The following is an 18,940-nucleotide window of genomic DNA, read 5'->3' on the forward strand; positions in this document are numbered from 1 at the left end:
CTTGACTCCTTCGCGACCGCTCCCGGGGGCCGACGGCTCAAGCAGCGCCGACCCCGGCGGTCTTGCTCAGTTCCTCTCGATCCTCACCGGAGTGGTGAGGACGCGTCCCTCACCGACGATACGACGCCCGGGCTCGAGTTCGATCTCGGACGCGGGCAGGCGCTCCTCCGAGGAGCGCCCCGCGGCGAGCAGGATCCTCCCGCCCTCGACGATGCGCTTCATGTCCACTCCCGTGAAGGAGAAGCGATCGGCGTGGACCTCAAAAACGACGCGGGCGGACTCGCCGGGCGCCAGCTCGACCTTCGCAAAACCGATGAGCTGCTTGAGCGGGCGGACGACCTCGCCGACCGGGTCGGAGGCGTAGAGCTGGACGACCTCGGCTCCGGCGCGCCCGCCGGTGTTCGTCACCGTCACCGAGTACTCGACCGTCCCGTCGAGCGCCATGCGCCCGGTCGAGACCGAAGGAGCGGAGTACTCGACGCTCGTGTAGGACAGGCCGTGCCCGAAGGGGAAGAGCGGGCGCGGATCGATGTTCGAGATCCCCTCCGACTCCCAGCCGAGCGGCGGCTGCAGGTAGGTGCCGGGCTGGCCGCCCGGGGTGTTCGGGATCGCGATCGGCAGGCGGCCCGAGGGCGAGACCCCGCCCGACAGGATCCGGGCGATCGCGCCCGCGCCCTCGACTCCGGGCATGAAGGCCTGGACGACCGCGGCGCAGCGATCCGCATAGGCGCCGAGCGCGTAGGGGCGGCCCGTCACGAGGACGAGGACGACGGGCGTGCCTGTGCTGAGGACCGCGTCGAGCAATTCGCCCTGACGGCCGGGCAGGTCGAGGCCCGCGACGTCGCAGCCCTCGCCGGAGGTGCCCTCGCCGAACATGCCGGCGATGTCCCCGAGGGTGAGGATCGCGAGCTCGGAGCTCTTCGCGGCCGCAACGGCCTCGGCGATCTCCTCGTCCGTTCCGGACATGAAGCCGGTGCCGCGGACGAAGACCGGCTCGTCGAGGACGGAGCCGAGCGCCTCGGGCAGGGTCTCGATGTCGAGGCCCGTCCGGCCGTCCTCGTAACGGGCGAGCACGTGGTTCGGGAAGGAGTAGCAGCCCATGAAGGAGCGGACCTCCTCCCATACCGGGCCGATGACCACGGTGCCGGAGCGGGCGCGCAGGGGGAGGATGCCGTCGTTCTTCAGCAGGACGATCGACTCCTCGGCCATGCGACGCGCCACCTCGCGGTTCTTAGGAGAATCGAGGTCGCGCGATTCATCGACGAGGGGCTCCCAGTCGGCGTCGAGCAGGCCCAGGCGCACCTTCTGGAGGAGCACCCTGCGAGCCGCCGCATCGACGTCCGCAACCTCGAGCAGGCCGCGCTCCACCGCTTCGGCGAGCCCCGAATAGCAGGTCGTCTCAGGCAGCTCGACATCCAATCCGGCGCGGAGGGCGAGCGCCCCCGCCTCGACCTCGTCCGCGGCGACGCGGTGCATCTTCTCAAGGAATCGGACCGACCAGTAATCCGAGACGGTCGTCCCCGTGAATCCCCAGCGCTCGCGCAGGACCTCGGTGAGGAGGTGGCGAGAAGCGGCGGCGGGCACACCGTCGATGTCGGAGTAGGAGTTCATCACCGAGTCGACGCCGCCCTCGCGGACCGCCATCTCGAAGGAGGGGAGCATGACGTCCTCGAGTTCGCGCGGGCCCATCGGCACCGGCGCGTGATTGCGGCCGCCGCGCGAGGCCGGATAGCCGACGAAGTGCTTGAGGGTCGCCATGACGCCCGCGCCCTGGAGGCCCTTGACGTAGGCCGTGCCGAGCGAACCGACGAGGTAGGGGTCCTCGCCGCAGGTCTCCTCGACGCGCCCCCAGCGGTAGTCGCGGACAACGTCGAGCAGGGGCGACAGGCCCTGGTGGACGCCGAGGGCGCGCATGTCCTGCCCGATCCGCGAAGCCATCTCGCCGACGAGCTCGGGATCCCAGGTCGCCCCCCACGCGATCGCCGCGGGGTACACGGTCGCCCGGTAGGCGGTGAAACCGGTGAGGCACTCCTCGTGGACGATCGCAGGGATGCCGAAGGCGTTGCATTCGCGCACCTCGGCCTGCATCTTCTTGAGCTTGGCCGCACCCTCGGAGAGTTCAAGGGGGTCTGTGCCCCACACGCGGGTCAGGTGGCCGAGGCCGCCGTCGATCGACTCCTCCCAGGACAGGGAATCGGCCGCGAAGGCGTTCTCCATGGGCGCGACCTCGTGGCCGGCCCCCTCATCGGCGGAATCGCCGACCCCGCCCTCGTGCCCCGTGGGCTCGGGCGCGGGCACGGAGTCCTCCGGATCGCGCGCCCAGAAGGAGGCGAGCTGATGGATCTTCTCCTTCAGGCTCATCTCGGCGAGCAGGGCGTCGAGCCGTTCCTCATCGCTGAGGGACGCGTTCTGCCAGGTGGTCATGATGTCTCCAAGGTCGTGCGCCCTCAGGCGCAGGGGTCGGGCGCTCAGGGGCGCAATTCGGTTCCGGCGAGGCGCACCGGCGCAGTCGTGTTCTCGAGGGCGGGACCCCACAGTCCGAGCAGGCAGCCGGTGAATCCCCCGGCTTCCTCGGTCGAGAGCCAATCCGCGGGCAGGGCGAGGACGGTCTCGGCGCGTTCATCGCCGAAGGCGATCTCACAGACGAGGTCGCGCAAACCGACCCGGACTCTTGCGCCCGCATCGGGACGCCCGAGCACCCGTTCCTCCTCTTCTCCGCGCACGAGGATCCGGGCGAGCAGGCGACCGTCCTCGTCGATGCGCACGCGGGCCGAGTTCTTCGCATCCTGGACGATGCCGAGCGCGAGGCCTCCTGCGGCGAGCGTCTCAGCGGCGAGGCTGATCGCGGCCTTCCAGGACGCGGCGCGCACGCCGCGGAACGAACGCTCCTCCTCGCCGATCCACTCCGCCCCGACCGGCCTCAGCGCCCTGGCGCTCAGCTCGGCGACGGGGAGTTCGACCTCATGCGGGCGTTCGGGGACGTCTCCGAGGGGCGCGAGGCTGCGCTGCTCGGGGGCGATACCGGGACGGATGTCGAGGGCGGCGGGGACCCGGCCGACACCCGGGGCGAACACCGGCCACCCGTCCTCCCAGGCGACGGGCACGAGGAAGGTCTCGCGCCCGAGGAGGTGGCGGTTGTCACGCAGCCTCACGCCGAGCATGACCGCCCACCAGGATCCGTCGGGCATGGTGAACATGTCGGCGTGCCCGATGTTGTGGATCTGCGAGCTCCGGCCGAGATTGCGGTGGCTGAAGATCGGGTTGCGCTTGCAGCCCTCCCAGGGGCCGCGCGGGTGCGATGCCCGGGCGATCGAGACCGAGTGCTCTTCGGCGGTCCCGCCCTCGGCGGTCAGGAGGTAGTAGGTGTCGCCGAGCCTGTAGAGGTGCGGCCCCTCCGACCAGACGACCTTCTCGACGGCGCCGTGCCAGATGACCGTCTCCTCGCCCGTGAAGCGGGCGCCGTCGAGGTCGACCGGGCGCGTCCAGATCTCGGTCTGGTCGTGCCACATGGGATCTGCGGCCAAGCGGGTCCCCGTCCACCAGACGGTCCCGTCCTCGTCCTCGAACACATCCGGGTCGATACCGCCGGCGCCGTCGAGGAAGCGGGGAGTCGACCACGGCCCCTCGGCGCGCGGCGCGGTCATGACGAAGGAGCGTTCCGCGGCGCCGACGACCGTCGTGCAGACGAGGACGAAGCGACCGCCGATGTGGCGCAGAGTCGGGGCGAAGATGCCCTGCGATTCTGCTCCGAGCTCGAGGTCGAGCGGGCCGGCATTGTCCTCGGTGAGGGCGTGGCCGACGAGCTCCCAGTTCTCCAGGTCGCGGCTGGCGTGGATCGGCAGTCCGGGCAACCAGGTGAAGGTCGAGTTCGCGAGGTAGACCGTGTCGCCGACCCGGCAGGCGGAGGGGTCGGGGAAGACCCCGGCGAGGATCGGGTTGCGCGCGCTCATCCCTTCACGGCTCCCGTCAGGCCGCCGACGATGCGGCGTTCGAAGAGGGAGAAGAAGATGAGGGCGGGGATCATCGACAGGGAGGTGAAGGCGAGGACTCTGGCGGTGTCCACCGAGTACTGGGAGGCGAAGGCCTGGACGCCCAGCGGCAAGGTGAAGAGGGACTCATCGGAGAGGACGAAGAGCGGCAGCATGTAGGAGTTCCAGGAGCCGATGAAGGCGAGGATGCCCGTCGTGATGACGCCGGGAGCCGACAGCGGCAGGACGATCTTCCAGAAGAAGCCGAGCCTTCCGCAGCCGTCGAGGGCCGCGGCCTCCTCGAGCTCCTTGGGGATCGTGCGCAGGAAGGGCACGAGGATGATCACCGTCGTCGGCAGTGCGAAGGCGATGCCGGGGAGGATCACGCCGAGGAGATTGTTCGTCAGGCCCAGGGACTTGATGAGGATGTACAGGGGCGTGATCGCAACGGTCATGGGGAACATGAGCCCGGCGGCGAAGAGGGAGTACATGGCCTCGCGCCCCTTGAAGGGGTAGCGGGCGATGACGAAGGAGGCCATCATGCCGAGGATGACGACGCCGAGGGTGGTCGCCGTGGCGGCGATCGTCGAGTTGAGGATCTGCCTCCAGAAGACGGGGCTCGCGATGACCTCGGTGTAGTTCTCGATGACCCACGGGTTCGGCAGGCCGGCGGGGTTGTCGGTGATCTGCGAGTTCGTGCGGAAGCCGCCGATGATGACATAGGCGACGGGCGCAAGGATCGCGACGATGACGACCGCGGCGAGGAAGTAGATGCCGGGGTTGCCCCATTCGAGCTTCGGTGCGCCGTTCTTCCGGCGCTTGAGCGGGATTGCGGTGCTCACTTCCGGCCTCCTGTCAGGGCGCCCTCGGTGTCGCGGCGCAGGACGAAGCGCTGGTAGGCGAGGGCGATGATGAGCGAGATGAAGAAGACGACGACCGCGACGGCGTTGCCGTAGCCGTAGTTGCCGGCCAGACGGCCGTTGATCACCATGTAGCTCGCCATCGTCGAGGTTCCGGCGGTCGAGGCGATGTACTGGCCCCAGATGATGTAGACGAGGTCGAAGAGCTGGAGGGAGCCGATGATCGAGAGGAAGGCCCACATGCGGATCGTCGGTCCGAGCAAGGGGATCGTGATGCGGCGCTGGATCTGCCAGTAGGAGGCGCCATCGACCTTCGCGGCCTCCATGAGCTCGGTCGGGATCCCCTGCAGCCCCGCGAGGAAGATGATGACGGCGAATCCGACGTACTTCCAGGTGAGGATGAACATCAGCGTCGCCATGGCGATCTTCGGATCGGCGATCCAGTCCTGGGTGAAGGCGCCGAGGCCGATGTCGGTGAGGAGGCGGTTGACGCCGCCCTGGCTCTGGAGGAGGAGCGACCATGCGGTGCCGGCGATGACCTCGGAGATCACGTAGGGGATGAAGATGAGGACGCGGATCACGGACTGCCCGCGCATCTTCTTGTTGAGGAGGAGCGCGAGGAGCAGGGCGATCGGGCCCTGGAGGAGCAGGGATGCCACGAGGATGATCGCGTTGTGGCCGAGGACCGCGTGGAACTCGGGGTCGGTGAGGATCGTGATGTAGTTCTTCAGGCCGACGAAGTCGGTGGGGACTCCGTAGCCCTTCCATTTGAAGAAGCCGTAGTAGCCCGCCATGAGGACGGGGAAGATGACGAAGAAGAGGAAGAGGAGGATCGCCGGGCCGGACAGGACGGCGATCTCCAGGCGCTCGCGCCTACCGATCTCCGACTTCTGTGAGCGGCCGCGGCCGCGGGAGCGCTTCTCGGCGGCTCCCGCGGCCCCGGATCCCCCGTTGAGCACGGGGGCTGCTGACATGGTCTCGAATCACTCCTTATCCGCTGCGGCCTGAACCGCCTTGAGGATGCCATCGGGGCCCGACTTGCCGGCGAGCATGTCGACGACGCCGATGTTGAGGGCGTTACCGACGTTCTGGCCGAGCAGGGTGTCGAGCCACACGGCGATGTAGGGGGCCTTGTTGTTGGCCTCGAGGATGTTCTTGAGCGCGGGCTCCTGAACGACGCCCTGGGCCTGCGTGTTGGCCGGGATGGTCTTGAAGGCTTCGGCGTACTTCTCCTGGTATTCCTTCTTCACGGCGAAGTTGAGGAATTCAGCGCATTCCTTGGGGGCTTCGGTCGAGCAGGAGAATCCGTCAAGACCGCCCATGAGGGCACCTTCGCCGCCCTGTCCGCCGTCAACGGCCGGGAAGGGGAACCAGCGCAGGTCCGCGAGGGGCTTCTTGTCGGGAGTGAGGTCCGCGATGACGCCGACGTTCCAGGCGCCCATGAGTTCCATGGCGGCCTTGTGGTTGGCGACGAGGCCCGCGGAGGAGCCTGCGCCCTGCTGGGCGGAAGTGGTGAGGAAGCCGTCGTTGAAGGGTTCAGTATCGGCGAAGGTCTTGAGGTCCTCGGCGGCCTTGAGCCAGCAGGGATCGGAGAAGTCGCCCTTGGCGGAGTCGGTGAGGAAGGTGTCCTGGCTGCATTCGCGCAGGGCGAAGAAGTAGAACCAGTGGGCGGCGGGCCATGCGTCCTTGGCGCCGAGGGCGATCGGCTGGATGCCGGCCGCCTTGAGCTTGTCGATGGCGGTGTTGAGCTCGTCCATGGTCGTGGGGGCTTCGGTGATGCCGGCCTGGGCGAAGAGCTCTTCGGAGTAGTAGATGCCTCCGGGCAGAACGGAGGTCGGAATGCCGTAGAGCTTGCCGTCGACGGTGAGCGTGGACATTGGGCCGGGGCCGATCGCGGTCTTCGTCTCTTCCGTGATTTGATCGGTGATGTCCTGGACCTGTCCGGCAGCGATCATGTCGTTGAGCTTGCCGCCACCGCGCGAGAAGAAGATCTCGGGGGCGTCTCCGGAGTTCATCGCGGTCTGGAGCTTGCCGTCGAGTTCTTCGTTCTGGACGGCCGAGACGTTGATCGTGACGTTCGGGTTCTCTTTCATGAAGTCGGCGGCGGTGCTGTCCCAGAAGGCCTTGCCTTCACCGGTGGTGGAGTTGTGCCAGAGCTCCATGGTGACCTTGCCGTCGGCGGATCCGGAGTCGGACCCTGCGCCACCGGCGCAGCCGGCGAGGGCGAGTGCGGCGACGGTGGCGATTGCCGTCACACCGAGCATTCGTGAGTGTCGTTTCACCGTTGAAACCTCCGTCGGTGGTCGCTCCGGTCTGGGATTGACCGAAATCTTTCGCGAACCAACCTGAACACCACTTAGTTTAAGTCCGAGAAAAAATATGTCAAGACGCGCAGATTGCGCGCTGATAACGAAATCGTCAGAGATTGATTACTCCTTGAACAAAACGAAACTGTTTCGTATGCTGAAGCTCGAAAGGAGGTTGCCATGAGTGATACCCCTCGCAAGCAGAAGGTCACCCTCGATGCGGTCGCCCAACTGGCAGGCGTTTCCAAAGCCTCGGCCTCAAAAGCCCTCAACAACCGCAAAGACGTCTCCGAATCGACACGGCGCGCCGTCCTCGACGCCTGCGCCGCACTCGGATATCAGCGCACCGCCCCCGCGCACCCGACCGCAGCACGCCCCTCGATCGCCATCGTCGCCGACAATCTTTCGACGACCTACACCCTCGAGATCCTCAAAGGCGCCTCCACAGCAGCCCTCCAGCTCGGCGCCAACCTCCTCCTCAGCCACACCTCATTCGGCACCGGCGAAGAACCGAGGATCCGCCCCCTCGACGATCGTTGGATCTCGGACTTCGCCGAAGGCGGGGGCATCGGCATCATCACCGTCACCTCGCCCTCGAGCACCGACCTCATCGCCCGCCTCCAAGACGCCGGCCTCGCCCACCTCGCGATCGACCCCGCATCCCCCACCCCGATCGGGACCGCCTCGATCGGCGCGACCAACTGGAACGGCGGCGTCGAAGCGACGCAGCACCTCATCGCCCTCGGCCACTCCCGCATCGCCTTCGTCAAAGGCCCCGCCTACTCGGTGCCCGGCCACGAGCGCTTCGAGGGCTACCTGTCGGCCCTGAGGATGAACCGGATCGCCTTCGACCCCGCCCTCGTCGGCGGATCCGAATACTCCTACGAGAACGGACTCGAAGTCGGACGCCGTCTCCTCTCACTCCCCGCGCCCGAGCGCCCGAGCGCGATCTTCGCCTCCAACGACGTCACCGCGATCGGCGTCTACGAGGCGGCCCGCGAACTCGGACTGCGGATCCCCGAGGACCTCTCCGTCATCGGCTTCGACGACACCGACCTCGCGCGCTGGGCGACCCCCAGGCTCACCAGCGTCCATCAGCCGCTCGGCGACATGGGGGCGCAGGCCGTGCGCACCGTGCTCCTCATGTCGAAGGATCCGGGGGCGACGGCCGGCTCGCCCATTCAGCTCGCCACCCGGCTCGTCGTCCGCGACTCGACCGCCCCCGCTCCCCTGAGCGACTGACCCCATCGGTCCCGCCCCAAAGCGCCCGGCCGACGCGCACACGGCGCGCCGACGCCGGGACCGCCGCCCCGACTCAGGCGGGCCCGTCTCCGGGCCCCACCTCCAACACCCGCTTCACCGCGGGCATCGAGACGAGCGCCAGCACGAGGGCGCCCAGCGCGAAACCGACCACGGTCGCGAAACCGCCGAACGCTCCCCAACGATCGATCGCAGCCCCCGCACCGATGTTCGACACCGACATCCCGATCACCCACATCGAACCGAAGAGGGCCATCCCCTCGGTGAAGCGCTTCGCGGGCACGATGCGCATGAAGATCTGATTGATGTTGACCACCGTCGGAGCCTGGAACAGGCCCGACACGAGCATGACGATCGCCGCCGCGGGCATCGAGCCGACGAACACGAGCAGCGAGCACGCGACCGCGAGCGCCGCCAACCCGATGTAGAAGCGCGCCCACAAGGATCCGGGCCACGCCCTCATCCCGTAGACGAGTGCGCCGACCATCGACCCGCCCGAGAAGCAGGCGGTCACGGTCCCCGCCCAGGCCTGCATGTCGAGCTCGCGGGCGAAGGCCACGATCGCGATCCCCGTGGTCGTCTGGAAAGCGCCGTAGAAGATCAGAACGAGAAGAAGGACGGCGAAGGTCGGCGTCCACAGGCGCTCGACCGCCGATGAGGACGAGGGCTGCGCAGTCGGCGCAACGCCGGGAGCGCATTCGCCCACCGCCTCTGCCCGGGCCTCCGCCCCTGCCCGGGCCTCCGCCCCTGCCCGGGCATCCGCCCCGCCCTCGAGAATCATCGATTCCTCGGCATGAGCGGCGCTTGCGAACGCGCCTTCGATCCCGCAGTCGCCCGATCCGGCCTCCGCGCGCTCGCCCTCGTTCCCCGAGGAGCCGAGCTCCGCCCTCGGCCCCTGCGCACCTCGGAGTCGCGCACGCACGCGCTCGCCCAAGGGCGCGGGTTCGAAAGTCGAATCGCCGAGGAGCAGGTGCAGACCGGCCAGGATCGTGAAGATGCCGAAGACCAGTGCCGCGATCGGCGAGACCAGGGTCGCCAGGGCGGTCGCGATCGGGGTGGAGAGCACCCACATGAACTCCTCGGCCACGGAGGTGAGCGACAGGGCCGAGGGCATCACCGAGGACTCCTCGCGCAGGGCCTCGCGCCAGCGGGCGCGGATCAAGGATCCGCCGGGGACGCTGATCCCGAGCATGACCACGACTGCGACGAGCGCCCAGTAGGGCGGACGCAGCACGAGGACGAGGCCGAGGACCGCGATGGAGAACACCCAGAAGGCGCCGATGACGCCGACGACGCGCTTCTGCCCCCATCGATCGATGGCGCGGCCCACGTTCGGGCCGAAGAAGGCTCCCGCGATCGACATGACCGCCGCGGCGAGGCCCGCGCTCGAATAGGAGCCGTAGCCGTCGCGCGCCCCGATGAGGAGGGCCATGTTCACCATCGCGTAGGGGAACTGGACGAGCACCCCGCCCAGGAGGAAGCGCGCCACATGGGGACGCCGCAGGAGGGCCGCGTAGATCCGCAGCCCTCCCGCCTCTCCCCGAGTCATTCGAGTACTCCGACGTTCATGTCGACTCCATCTCCCCCGTCGTTTCCCGGTGGTGCCCGACGCCCCTCGGCGACCCGGTGCGCAGCGACCCCGTGCCGGACGTGCCGGATGTGCCGGACGTGCCGGACGCTACTGCGCTTCGGCCAGAACCTTCGCGGCCTGCTTCGCGGCGCCGAGCGCGACGTACTCGCCGGCCTCGGGAAGCTCGACCGCCGCATCGAGGAACTGCGCGGCGAGCGCCTGGACGGCGGTGGACTTCGCGCCGCCGCCGACGATGAGAACCTTCTCGATCGGCGCGCCCTGGGCGCGCATCGCATCGAGTGCGAAGCGCATGAGGGTGAGCAGTCCTTCGACGGTGGCGCGGGCGACGTGGGCGCGATCGGAGTTCGCCAGGGTCATGCCCGAAAGCGAGGCCGTCGCGTCCGGCAGGTTCGGGGTGCGCTCGCCCTCGAAATAGGGGACGAGGACGAGGCCGGCGGCGTCATCGACGGACAGGGCGGCCTCGTCGAACTCCTTGTAGCCCAGGCCCGTCACCTTCATCATGGCATCGATGATGCGCGAGGCGTTGAGGGTGCAGGCCAGGGGCAGCCAGTTGCCGGAGGCATCCGAGAAGCCTGTGACCAGGCCGGATGCGTCGGCGATCGATCTGGTCGACACGGCGGAGACCACTCCTGAGGTCCCCAGGGACAGCAGCGCCGACCCGGGTTCCAGTTCGACGCCGAGAGCCGCCGCCGCATTGTCGCCGGCGCCGGGACCGATGAGGATCTCGCCCCAGCCGCGCTCGGGGTCGCCGTGCCCGACGACGTCCCACGGGCCCGCGATCGCCGGGAGGATGATGCGCCCCGCCTCGTCCTCGTCGATGCGCAGGGCGGAGGCGAGGATGTCGCGCCGGTATTCGGGGGTTTCGCGCGCCATGTAGCCGGTGCCCGAGGCGTCGGAGCGGTCGGTCGCGAGCGCTTCCAGGGAGGGCGAGCCCATGATCCGCCACGCGAGGTAGTCGTGGGGCAGGCAGATCGCCGCGATCCGCTCGACGTTCTCGGGCTCGTTGTCGGCGATCCATCGCAGCTTCGTCACGGTGAGCGAGGCGACGGGCACCGAACCGGTCGCATCGGCCCACCAGCTCGCGCCCTCGGAGCCCGCGTCGTCGCGCCCGTCGGTGCCGCGTTCGCGGATGAGGTCGCGTGCGCAGGACGCGGAGCGGGTGTCGTTCCACAGCAGGGCAGGGCGGATGACCTCGCCGTCCTCGTCGAGGAGGACCATGCCGTGCTGCTGTCCGCCGACGGACAGGGCCGCGACATCGTCGAGGCCGCCGGCTTCATCGACGGCTTCGAGGAAGGCGTCCCACCACTTGGCGGGGTCGACCTCGGTGCCGTCCGGGTGGGAGGCCTTGCCCTGGCGGATGATCGAGCCGCTGGCGGGGTCGTAGATGACGACCTTGCAGGACTGGGTGGAGGTGTCGACGCCGGCGACGTAGGGGCGGGTGGTCATGGGAGTCTCCAGAACTTCGTTGTCGTGGGCCTAGGGAGGATCAGGTGGCTGCCCCTGAGTTGCGGGCGCGGGGGTGACGAGGGCGGGGCGTGCTGCGGATTGAGGGGAATGGAGATCCCCTCGGGGCGCAAAGGTGATGACCTCGATGAAGAAAGGTGATGACCTCGGTGGGTGGGGGAGGGGGAGGAGGCGGTCGGGACCGGTGGACCCGACCGCCTCAACGGCACTGCGCCAGGACGCCCCTGTCGGGGTCGGATTTCAGGCGCGGCCGAGGGTGTCGACGATGTAGTTGTTGATCGTCGCCTTCACCGACTCGAGGTGGTCCGACTTGACCGCGGCCATGAGCTCGGCCTGCGGGATGTCGAGCGCGTGCTCCTCGAGGGAGGCGAGGGTCGCGGTGCCGTCCTCGACGGTCGCGCCGATGCCCGAATCGAAGGACGAGTAGCGCTCGGCGACCAGGTCGTTGATGACGCCCTCTTCATGCATGCGCGCAGCCACGAGCAGGCCGGCCGCGTAGGAGTCCATGCCGACGATGTGGGCGCGGAAGAGGTCCTCGGCGGTGAAGGAGGTGCGGCGCGGCTTGGCGTCGAAGTTGAGGCCGCCGCGCGGGCCGATCGAACCCTCGGCGATGACCTCGTGCATGACCGCGGTCGTCTCGTACAGGTCCGAGGGGAACTCGTCGATGTCCCAGCCGATGAGCTTGTCGCCCTGGTTGGCGTCGAGCGAGCCGAGCATTCCGGCGGCGCGCGCCACGCGGATCTCGTGCTGGTAGGTGTGACCGGCGAGGTTGGCGTGGTTGCCCTCGAGGTTGAGCTTGAACTTGTCGGCCAGATCGTAGGTCTGGAGGAAGGCGATCGAGGTCGCGGCGTCGAAGTCGTACTGGTGCGCGGTCGGCTCCTTCGGCTTCGGCTCGATGAGGAACTGGGAGTCCAGGCCGATCTCGGCCGCGTAGTCGACGCACATGTGGAAGAAGCGCGCGATGTGGTCCTGCTCGCGCTTGAGGTCGGTGTTCCACAGGTTCTCGTAGCCCTCGCGGCCGCCCCAGAACACGTAGTTCTCGGCGCCCAGGCGCTTGGCGATCTCCAGGGAGTGCTTGAGCTGACCGCCGGCGTAGGCGTAGATCTCGGAGAAGGGCGAGGTCGCGGCGCCCGAGAGGAAGCGGGGGTTGGTGAAGAGGGAGGAGGTGTTCCACAGGAGCTTGACGCCCGTCTCCTTCATCTTCGCCTCGATGCGGTCGACGACCTTGTCGAGGATCGCGTTGGTCTCGCGGAGGGTGTCGCCCTCGGGCGCGATGTCGCGGTCGTGGAAGCAGAAGTAGTCGACGCCCAGGGTCGTGAAGAAGTCGAAGGCGTAGTCGACCTTGGCGAGCGCGAGGTCGAGGGGGGTGGAGTACTTGCCGTCGAAGGGCCGGATCGCCGTGCCGGTGCCGAAGGGGTCGACGAGGCGCTGCTCGAAGGTGTGCCAGTAGGCGACGCCGAAGCGCATCCATTCCTTCATGGTCTTCCCGGCGACGACGCGGTCGGCGTCGTAGTAGCGGAAGCCGAGCCCCTGTCGGAGCGACTCTGTTCCGACGTAGGGGATCTTTTCGATGTTCCACAGGTTCTCAGACATGGGTGCCTCTCATGGACGGGTCCACAGTGATTTTGTTACGAAGAAAAACTTAGTCCTTCGAATAGGCTAGAGTCAAGACATGAAAGCCGAGCATCGTCGCCGCGCCTCAGTCGCGCAGCGCTCCCCCCTCAAGCCCTCCGAACGCGCCATGGCCGGAGTGAAAGCGGAGAGCCTGCGCGCGATGAACCTCTCCCTCTCCCTGCGACAGATCCTCTCCGCACCCGGGGAGATCTCCAGATCCGGCATCTCCCAGGCCTCGGGCATCACCCGCGCCACCATCTCCCGCCTCGTCGACGAACTCATCAGCGCCGGACTCGTCACCGAGATCGAACCCCCGACGGGCGGCCGAGGGCGCCCCGCCAACCGCCTCACGCCGACGCCCGGAAGGGCGGTCGCCCTCGGCCTCGAAGTCAACATCTCCGCCCTCGACCTCGTCCTCATCGACCTCGCCGGACAGGAGATCGCCGCCAAGCGCATCGAATCCGACTTCGCCGGATCCGACCCCATCGAAACGATGACCCGCCTCGGCGAAGCCTCGCGCGAACTCCTCGCCGAATCCCTGCCCGCAGGAGCCCTCTTCCTCGGATCCGGCCTGGCCCTGCCCGGCCTCGTCTCCCCGAGCGCCCTCGCCCTCGCCCCCAACCTCGGCTGGAGGGACATCCCCCTGGAGGCCCTCCTCTCCCCCCTCACCAGCGTCCACCCCGCGATCGTCGCCAACGAAGCCGATCTCGCGGCATTCGCGGTCGCCAACCCGCTCCCCGGCGTCCCCTCCGGCCCCGCCTCCTTCATCTACGTCTCCGGCGAAGTCGGCATCGGCGCCGGCATCATCGTCGACCACAGGCCGCTCAGCGGAGCGAGGGGATGGTCGGGCGAGATCGGGCACATCTGCGCCGACCCCTCCGGACCCCTCTGCTCCTGCGGCGCCACCGGATGCCTCGAGGCCTACCTCGGCCTGCGCGCCCTCGGACAGCACGCCGGACTGGGACGTGAAGCCGGAGTCGAAGACGTGAAAGCCTCGGCCCTCGCGGGCGACTCGGCGACCCTCGCCGCACTCGAAGAAGGCGGCGGAGCACTCGGACGCTCCCTCGCTGCAGTCATCAACGCCGCGGACATCCCCCTCGTCCTCCTGGGCGGCGTCGTCGCAGAGCTGGGCGAATGGCTCGTCGAACCCGCGGCGAAAGAGATCGAGACGCGCGTCCTCCAGGCCGCCTGGTCACAACCGAGGATCGATCTCATCCCCGACTCGCGCGACCTCGCGGTCAAGGGAGCCGCCCACAGGATCCTCCAGCGCCTCGTCGACGACCCGATGGCCTGGACCGCCTGAGCGCCCCGAGCGAAGGGGCGTCGAACGGCGATCCGAGGGCACCGGCTCAATCGAGGGTGGAGTGCTCGATCCGATCGACCGCATTCACGCCCTCGATATCGGCCACCCGTTTCATCAGATTCTCAAGGGAATGAGATCCTTCGAAACGCATGACGGCGCGCACTCCCCGACCGTGCTCCGTGTCGATCCGCTCCGTCGAGTTCACCATCGCCGCGAACCCCAGGCCCGAAGCGGTGACGAGGATCCGGCGCAGCACGCCCTTTTCCGCCTCGTACTCCACAACGAGCCGATCATTCTCCTTCCGCGAGGGAATGCGCTCAAGAAGGGGGCCCACGGCGAAGACCAGCAGAACATGCAGGAGCACGGTCACACAGGCGAGGAGGACCATTCCGACGCCGCAGGCCACACCGATCGCCGCTGAGACCCACACGGTTGCGGCCGTAGTCAGCCCCTTCACCGTGTCATTGTTGACGAAGATCAGGCCCGCGCCGAGGAAGCCGATGCCCGAGACCACCTGCGCGGCGAGGCGCGAGGGATCCACCGGTGCGCCCGCAGGAGTCGAGGACCCGAATCCGTAAACCGACACGAGCGTGAACAGGCAGGCGCCCACACCGACGAGGACGTGCGTCTTCACGCCCGCATCCTTGAGGTGGTAGTGGCGCTCCAAGCCGAGGATCGAGCACAGAAGCCCGGTCATCGCCAGAGCCCCCACCCCGTAGCCGAAGTGGGCGAGCGAGAACAAGTCCCCCATGAGATTCACCTGCCTTCGCGGAGCGGTCCTCCCCTATTCCACCACGTCATCCTTGGCTTCAGCGACCGCGAGCGCACCCCGCCGATCTGAATCCGTCACGATCAGCGAAAGCTCGGCGACCGACATGTTGTCGGTTCCCGGAGCATGCGCCGATAGCCCGATGAGCTTCACGTATCTCGCCCGGATGCCGACGGGGGCGATCTGCGCGATCCCCTCCGCAGTGAACTCGCCCCGAGTCACGGGCTCACTCCAGTTCACGCCGTCCTCGGAGACCCTGATCTCGTATTCGCGCACGCGCCCGTTGACCGCCCCTCCGGTCGTGCGCGGCGTGTATGCGAGCCCGCACACCGACATCGCCTCCGGGAGTTCAACTTCGATCCAATGGGGATACTTCGCAGTCCACTGCGAATGCCAGATCGTCGCGGGATCCCCGTCGACCGCACGCTCCTTGCCCGTGTCCTCGATCGCAGTGTGTTCGGAGGATACGGCCGTCACGCTCGGGAGTACCGACCTGCCGCACAACGCTTCCACATCGACCTGGGCGTCGGCCCGCTGATCCTCTGCAAGGGCGGAGAAACGAAGGGTCGCAGGGCCCGCGGCCGCCGCAGCGGCTTCGAAGCGCACGTCGACGCTTCCGCCTGCGGGGATCTCGGCGATCTCACGCGAAGACGCATCGAACTCCCACCCGGGAGCGTCGGTCGCCGCCTCGACGACTACGTTCTTGAGGACGCTCCCGCCCTCGTTCGCCACGGAGACCGTCACATCGACGGAGCCGGAGGCGTCGACGAGGCGCGCACTGGCGCTCGCGCTCACCTTCATCGAGCTGAAGCCCTTGATCGCGTATGCGTGCCCGGCCTCCGTGGGGAAGGAGATGCGGTCGTCGTCCAGCACTGAAACCGGAACGCTCGCCCCGCCGCCCGTCATGTCGATGACACGGGTCCCGGCTGCTCCGGTGAATGCGAGTGCGGCGTCATTCCCGGCTTCGGAGGTCACCTGCAGGGCGTTGAGCTCGCCGTTCCTCCATGCGAAGTCGAGAAGGAATCCTCCCCTGGCGCGGATTCCCGCGACGGAGCCCTCAGCCCACGCGGAGGGCAAGGCGGGCAGCACTCGCATGTAGTTCCGGTGCTCCGCGCCTCCGGCGTCGACGAAGGCCGCATTCGACTGGAGGAGCATCTCATCCACGCCGGCGGCATAGCCGAAGTTGCCGTCGATCTGGAACGGCGGATGCGCGTCGAAGAGGTTCGGATACATCCCGTTCTTCATCAGCGAGGCGATCAGCTCGTGCGCCTTGTCGCCGGACCCCGTACGAGCCCATGCGCCGATCCGCTGAGCCATGCCCCAACCCGTCGCCTTCGCGCCGCGTTCATCGAGCGACACGACCGCCGCCTTCATGCTCGCCGCATCATCGGAGGTGATGAGGTCGCCCGGGTAGAGGCCCAGAAGATGCGACATGTGACGATGCCGGCTCTGGAAACCGCTGATCGCCGTGCCGGCCGAGTCCTTGCCGATCCGGCCCTCGAGGTACCACTCCTTGATCTGCCCGTCATCACCGATCTCGATCGGGTCGAGGAGTTCGAGGGCGCAACGCCATGACCGATTCGCACGGGAATCGACGAAGGCTCCCTCGGCCGACCAGTCCCTGTTCCAGTTCTTAGCCGCGCAGCCCTCGTCGCTCCCGACGACGGGCGCATCCACTCCGAGCGCCTCAGCCGCCTCGATCGCGTCGTGGAACAGCTGCCAGATCAAGGACTGCTCATAGGTGTTGCCGTCCGTGATCGGACCGTGCTCGGGCGAGTAGGCCGGCGACGATACCAGCCTGGTGACGCCATAGGGATCGGTGGAGGGATGAAGAAGGCGTTCGCTGTAGAGCGTCGCGCTCTCCTTCAGCAAGGGGTAGATATCAGCGCTCAAGGCCTCACGAGAACCCGTGAATTCGTAGCGCTCGTACACGTTCTGAAGGATCCAGGGCAGGGCGGCGGGCGACCACCCCCAGGTGAACTCGTACCCGGGAGCCGTCCACCCGAAGGGGGTGTTCTCCGTGTGCGCCAAGAAGCCCGTTCCCGGCTCGCCGCTCGTGCCCGCGTAGATCGCCGCGGTCCTGCGCCCCGGTTCCACCAGCCCGTTGACGTAGGACACCAGGGGTTCGGAGGTCTCCACGAGATTCGCCGAATATGCCGGCCAGTAATTCATCTGGAGATTGACATTCATGTGGTAGTCGGACCGCCAGGGATTCTCCTTGCCCCTATCGGCCGAACACGCCGCCCAGACGCCCTGCAGATTCGCGGGGAGCTGCGAATCCTCCCGAGATGACGACGCCAGCAGATAGCGCCCGTACTGATGAAGGAGGGTCTCGAGGTAGCGATCCTGAGCAGGAGTATTCGATCCCGCCTTGTACCCCGCGAGCAGCTGATCCGTGGCGAGGCCCCCGGAGTCCCCTCCGAGATCCAGGCGCATCCGATCCATCAGGGGTTGGAAATCCGCCAGGTGACGGGCCTTGACGTCCTCGTATCCCGCATTCGCCGCCGCCTCGGCCCGTTCGGCGACGCGCGCCTCGAGGTCATGGCGGGACTCTCCCGTCCGGTAGGCCGGATAGTCATTCGCATAATCCGTCGCCACTGCGAGGAAGAAGGTCACCGATCGGGCGTCCTTGATATTGAGCTTCGAGCCTCGCCGGTCAATGGTGACGCTTCCGCCCTCGGCGATGACGCGCAGATCGGCTGCGTATTGCAAGCCGTTGTTCCACAGGGCGCCCGATACCTCGATGCCCTCGTCCGTCACGCGCGTCACCTCGCCATTGCGCTGCGCGTCCTGCTGCGTCGGAAGGGAAATGCCGACGGTGACGCCTCCTCCCCGGGCACTGAGTCGCCCCGCGATCACGCCCGAAGGGTTGGATGCGAAGTATTCGCGTTCGTACGCCGCTCCCCCGGAGGTGAAAGCCACGCGGGCGATTCCCGACCGCAGATCGACGGAGCGCTCGTACTCGCCGTACCCCCGCCCGGTCGACTGCGCGAGCTTGAGAACGCCGAAGGCCTGATAGCCCCCGTACTCCCGGTCGCGGTCGAGCCCTCCGATCAGGTCCCTCTTGGCGATGTTCTGCGCACCGGCCGCATCTCCCTGTTCGAACAGCTCCTGAACACGACGGATCGTCGCGCCGTTCTTCCCGTGCTCGGGCGAGTTGCCTCCGGCGTAGTCGGCCGTGGAATTCGGGCCGCCCGTCCACAAGGTCTTCTCGTTGATGAGCAGCTGCTCGCTGTTGACCTCGCCGTAGACCGTGGCGCCGAGATCCCCGCTCCCGATCGGCAGTGTCGTCTGCTGCCAGCGATCATCGCACTGGCCGCCGCTCGCGAAGCGGATCATCTTCGTCTTCGACGCCGGCTGCCCGTAGACGAGCCTCAGCCCCTCGCCGTCCTGCCCGAGAGCCCGGGCAGGCGCTCCCGTGACGGCGATGAGAAGGGCGAGGGCGAGTATCCAAGCCGATGCCGCGGCGAAGAGACGGAACGAGGACCTTCGTGCGTTCATGCGCGCCAACTCCGTTGTCAGTCACAAATGAGCTTCTTAAGGAATTATGGCTCTTCGGTGGTTTCTGTGGGAGAGATTCCGGCATAGGCCCAGCTCAGCGGGCGAAAACAACGATCTGGAACTGAAACGGCCCCGGGAGGGGCCGTTTCCGCGTCATCCGCCGATGATTGCTAAGCCAAATTCAGACAACCGAAGAGGTGTGACGCATGAAGAGTCTACTACTTCTCGCCCTCGGTCTGGCCCGCACGGTCGTCCTGGGCGCGCGCATCGAGGCCGAGCGCATCGTCGTGAGCGTCCGGCCCTA

The 18,940-nt window shown here is 67.7% G+C and carries 12 protein-coding genes; 2 read left to right on the forward strand and 10 right to left on the reverse strand.

All coding sequences use genetic code 11. The features are described 5' to 3' along the window. Nucleotides 1–66: 66 nt before the first annotated feature. From ACQY7V_RS03785 to ACQY7V_RS03805, 5 genes are read right to left on the reverse strand one after another with little or no spacing between them, the layout of a single operon-like run. Nucleotides 67–2,424, reverse strand: a complete 2,358-nt coding sequence (locus ACQY7V_RS03785) for a beta-glucosidase family protein (RefSeq protein ID WP_428638980.1) — start codon at nucleotides 2,422–2,424, stop codon at nucleotides 67–69. Nucleotides 2,425–2,468: 44 nt separating this feature from the next. Then, entirely contained in the window at nucleotides 2,469–3,950 is a 1,482-nt protein-coding gene (locus ACQY7V_RS03790) for a glycoside hydrolase family 43 protein (RefSeq protein ID WP_428638982.1), read from the reverse strand. Further along, complete coding sequence (locus ACQY7V_RS03795; protein WP_428638984.1) at nucleotides 3,947–4,810, reverse strand: carbohydrate ABC transporter permease; 864 nt, start codon at nucleotides 4,808–4,810, stop codon at nucleotides 3,947–3,949. Before ACQY7V_RS03795 ends, ACQY7V_RS03790 begins: the two co-directional genes overlap by 4 nt. Further along, nucleotides 4,807–5,802, reverse strand: a complete 996-nt coding sequence (locus tag ACQY7V_RS03800; protein ID WP_154475682.1) for a carbohydrate ABC transporter permease — start codon at nucleotides 5,800–5,802, stop codon at nucleotides 4,807–4,809. The genes ACQY7V_RS03795 and ACQY7V_RS03800 overlap by 4 nt, the downstream gene beginning before the upstream one ends. A 9-nt stretch (nucleotides 5,803–5,811) precedes the next feature. Further along, complete coding sequence (locus tag ACQY7V_RS03805) at nucleotides 5,812–7,083, reverse strand: ABC transporter substrate-binding protein (protein WP_320836164.1); 1,272 nt, start codon at nucleotides 7,081–7,083, stop codon at nucleotides 5,812–5,814. Nucleotides 7,084–7,314: 231 nt separating this feature from the next. Between ACQY7V_RS03805 and ACQY7V_RS03810 the strand changes: the two genes are divergently transcribed. Continuing rightward, a complete protein-coding gene (locus ACQY7V_RS03810; protein ID WP_320836165.1) occupies nucleotides 7,315–8,376 on the forward strand; it encodes a LacI family DNA-binding transcriptional regulator in 1,062 nt (353 codons plus the stop codon). A 73-nt stretch (nucleotides 8,377–8,449) separates the two neighbouring features. Here the strand turns inward: ACQY7V_RS03810 and ACQY7V_RS03815 are convergent, their stop codons facing one another. From ACQY7V_RS03815 to xylA, 3 genes are all read right to left on the reverse strand, one after another. Beyond that, a complete protein-coding gene (locus tag ACQY7V_RS03815; RefSeq protein ID WP_428638987.1) occupies nucleotides 8,450–9,943 on the reverse strand; it encodes an MFS transporter in 1,494 nt (497 codons plus the stop codon). A 129-nt stretch (nucleotides 9,944–10,072) separates the two neighbouring features. After that, on the reverse strand, nucleotides 10,073–11,431 hold the full coding sequence (locus tag ACQY7V_RS03820; RefSeq protein WP_320836167.1) for a xylulokinase: 1,359 nt from the start codon (nucleotides 11,429–11,431) through the stop codon (nucleotides 10,073–10,075). A gap of 258 nt (nucleotides 11,432–11,689) precedes the next feature. Further along, complete coding sequence (xylA, locus tag ACQY7V_RS03825; RefSeq protein WP_154475674.1) at nucleotides 11,690–13,042, reverse strand: xylose isomerase; 1,353 nt, start codon at nucleotides 13,040–13,042, stop codon at nucleotides 11,690–11,692. A gap of 79 nt (nucleotides 13,043–13,121) precedes the next feature. On the opposite strand from xylA, the gene ACQY7V_RS03830 reads away from it, so the two are divergent. Then, nucleotides 13,122–14,366, forward strand: coding sequence for an ROK family protein (locus ACQY7V_RS03830; protein WP_428638989.1), 1,245 nt, complete (start codon nucleotides 13,122–13,124; stop codon nucleotides 14,364–14,366). A gap of 46 nt (nucleotides 14,367–14,412) precedes the next feature. Here ACQY7V_RS03830 and ACQY7V_RS03835 read toward each other — a convergent pair whose 3' ends face one another. Continuing rightward, entirely contained in the window at nucleotides 14,413–15,117 is a 705-nt protein-coding gene (locus ACQY7V_RS03835; protein ID WP_235361070.1) for an MgtC/SapB family protein, read from the reverse strand. Between the two features lie 33 nt (nucleotides 15,118–15,150). Beyond that, nucleotides 15,151–18,636, reverse strand: a complete 3,486-nt coding sequence (locus ACQY7V_RS03840) for a glycosyl hydrolase family 95 catalytic domain-containing protein (RefSeq protein ID WP_428638991.1) — start codon at nucleotides 18,634–18,636, stop codon at nucleotides 15,151–15,153. Nucleotides 18,637–18,940: the final 304 nt, after the last annotated feature.

The organism is Schaalia sp. (assembly GCF_050312375.1).
GTDB classification, from domain to species: Bacteria; Actinomycetota; Actinomycetes; order Actinomycetales; family Actinomycetaceae; genus Pauljensenia; species Pauljensenia hyovaginalis.

What these genes read in the sequence shown, in the direction of transcription:
- ACQY7V_RS03785 (WP_428638980.1), bottom strand. Translation starts at nt 2,424, where the DNA reads ATGACCACCTGGCAGAACGCGTCCCTCAGCGATGAGGAACGGCTCGAC.
- ACQY7V_RS03790 (WP_428638982.1), bottom strand. Translation starts at nt 3,950, where the DNA reads ATGAGCGCGCGCAACCCGATCCTCGCCGGGGTCTTCCCCGACCCCTCC.
- ACQY7V_RS03800 (WP_154475682.1), bottom strand. Translation starts at nt 5,802, where the DNA reads ATGTCAGCAGCCCCCGTGCTCAACGGGGGATCCGGGGCCGCGGGAGCC.
- ACQY7V_RS03810 (WP_320836165.1), top strand. Translation starts at nt 7,315, where the DNA reads ATGAGTGATACCCCTCGCAAGCAGAAGGTCACCCTCGATGCGGTCGCC.
- ACQY7V_RS03815 (WP_428638987.1), bottom strand. Translation starts at nt 9,943, where the DNA reads ATGACTCGGGGAGAGGCGGGAGGGCTGCGGATCTACGCGGCCCTCCTG.
- ACQY7V_RS03820 (WP_320836167.1), bottom strand. Translation starts at nt 11,431, where the DNA reads ATGACCACCCGCCCCTACGTCGCCGGCGTCGACACCTCCACCCAGTCC.
- xylA (WP_154475674.1), bottom strand. Translation starts at nt 13,042, where the DNA reads ATGTCTGAGAACCTGTGGAACATCGAAAAGATCCCCTACGTCGGAACA.
- ACQY7V_RS03830 (WP_428638989.1), top strand. Translation starts at nt 13,122, where the DNA reads ATGAAAGCCGAGCATCGTCGCCGCGCCTCAGTCGCGCAGCGCTCCCCC.
- ACQY7V_RS03835 (WP_235361070.1), bottom strand. Translation starts at nt 15,117, where the DNA reads ATGGGGGACTTGTTCTCGCTCGCCCACTTCGGCTACGGGGTGGGGGCT.
- ACQY7V_RS03840 (WP_428638991.1), bottom strand. Translation starts at nt 18,636, where the DNA reads ATGAACGCACGAAGGTCCTCGTTCCGTCTCTTCGCCGCGGCATCGGCT.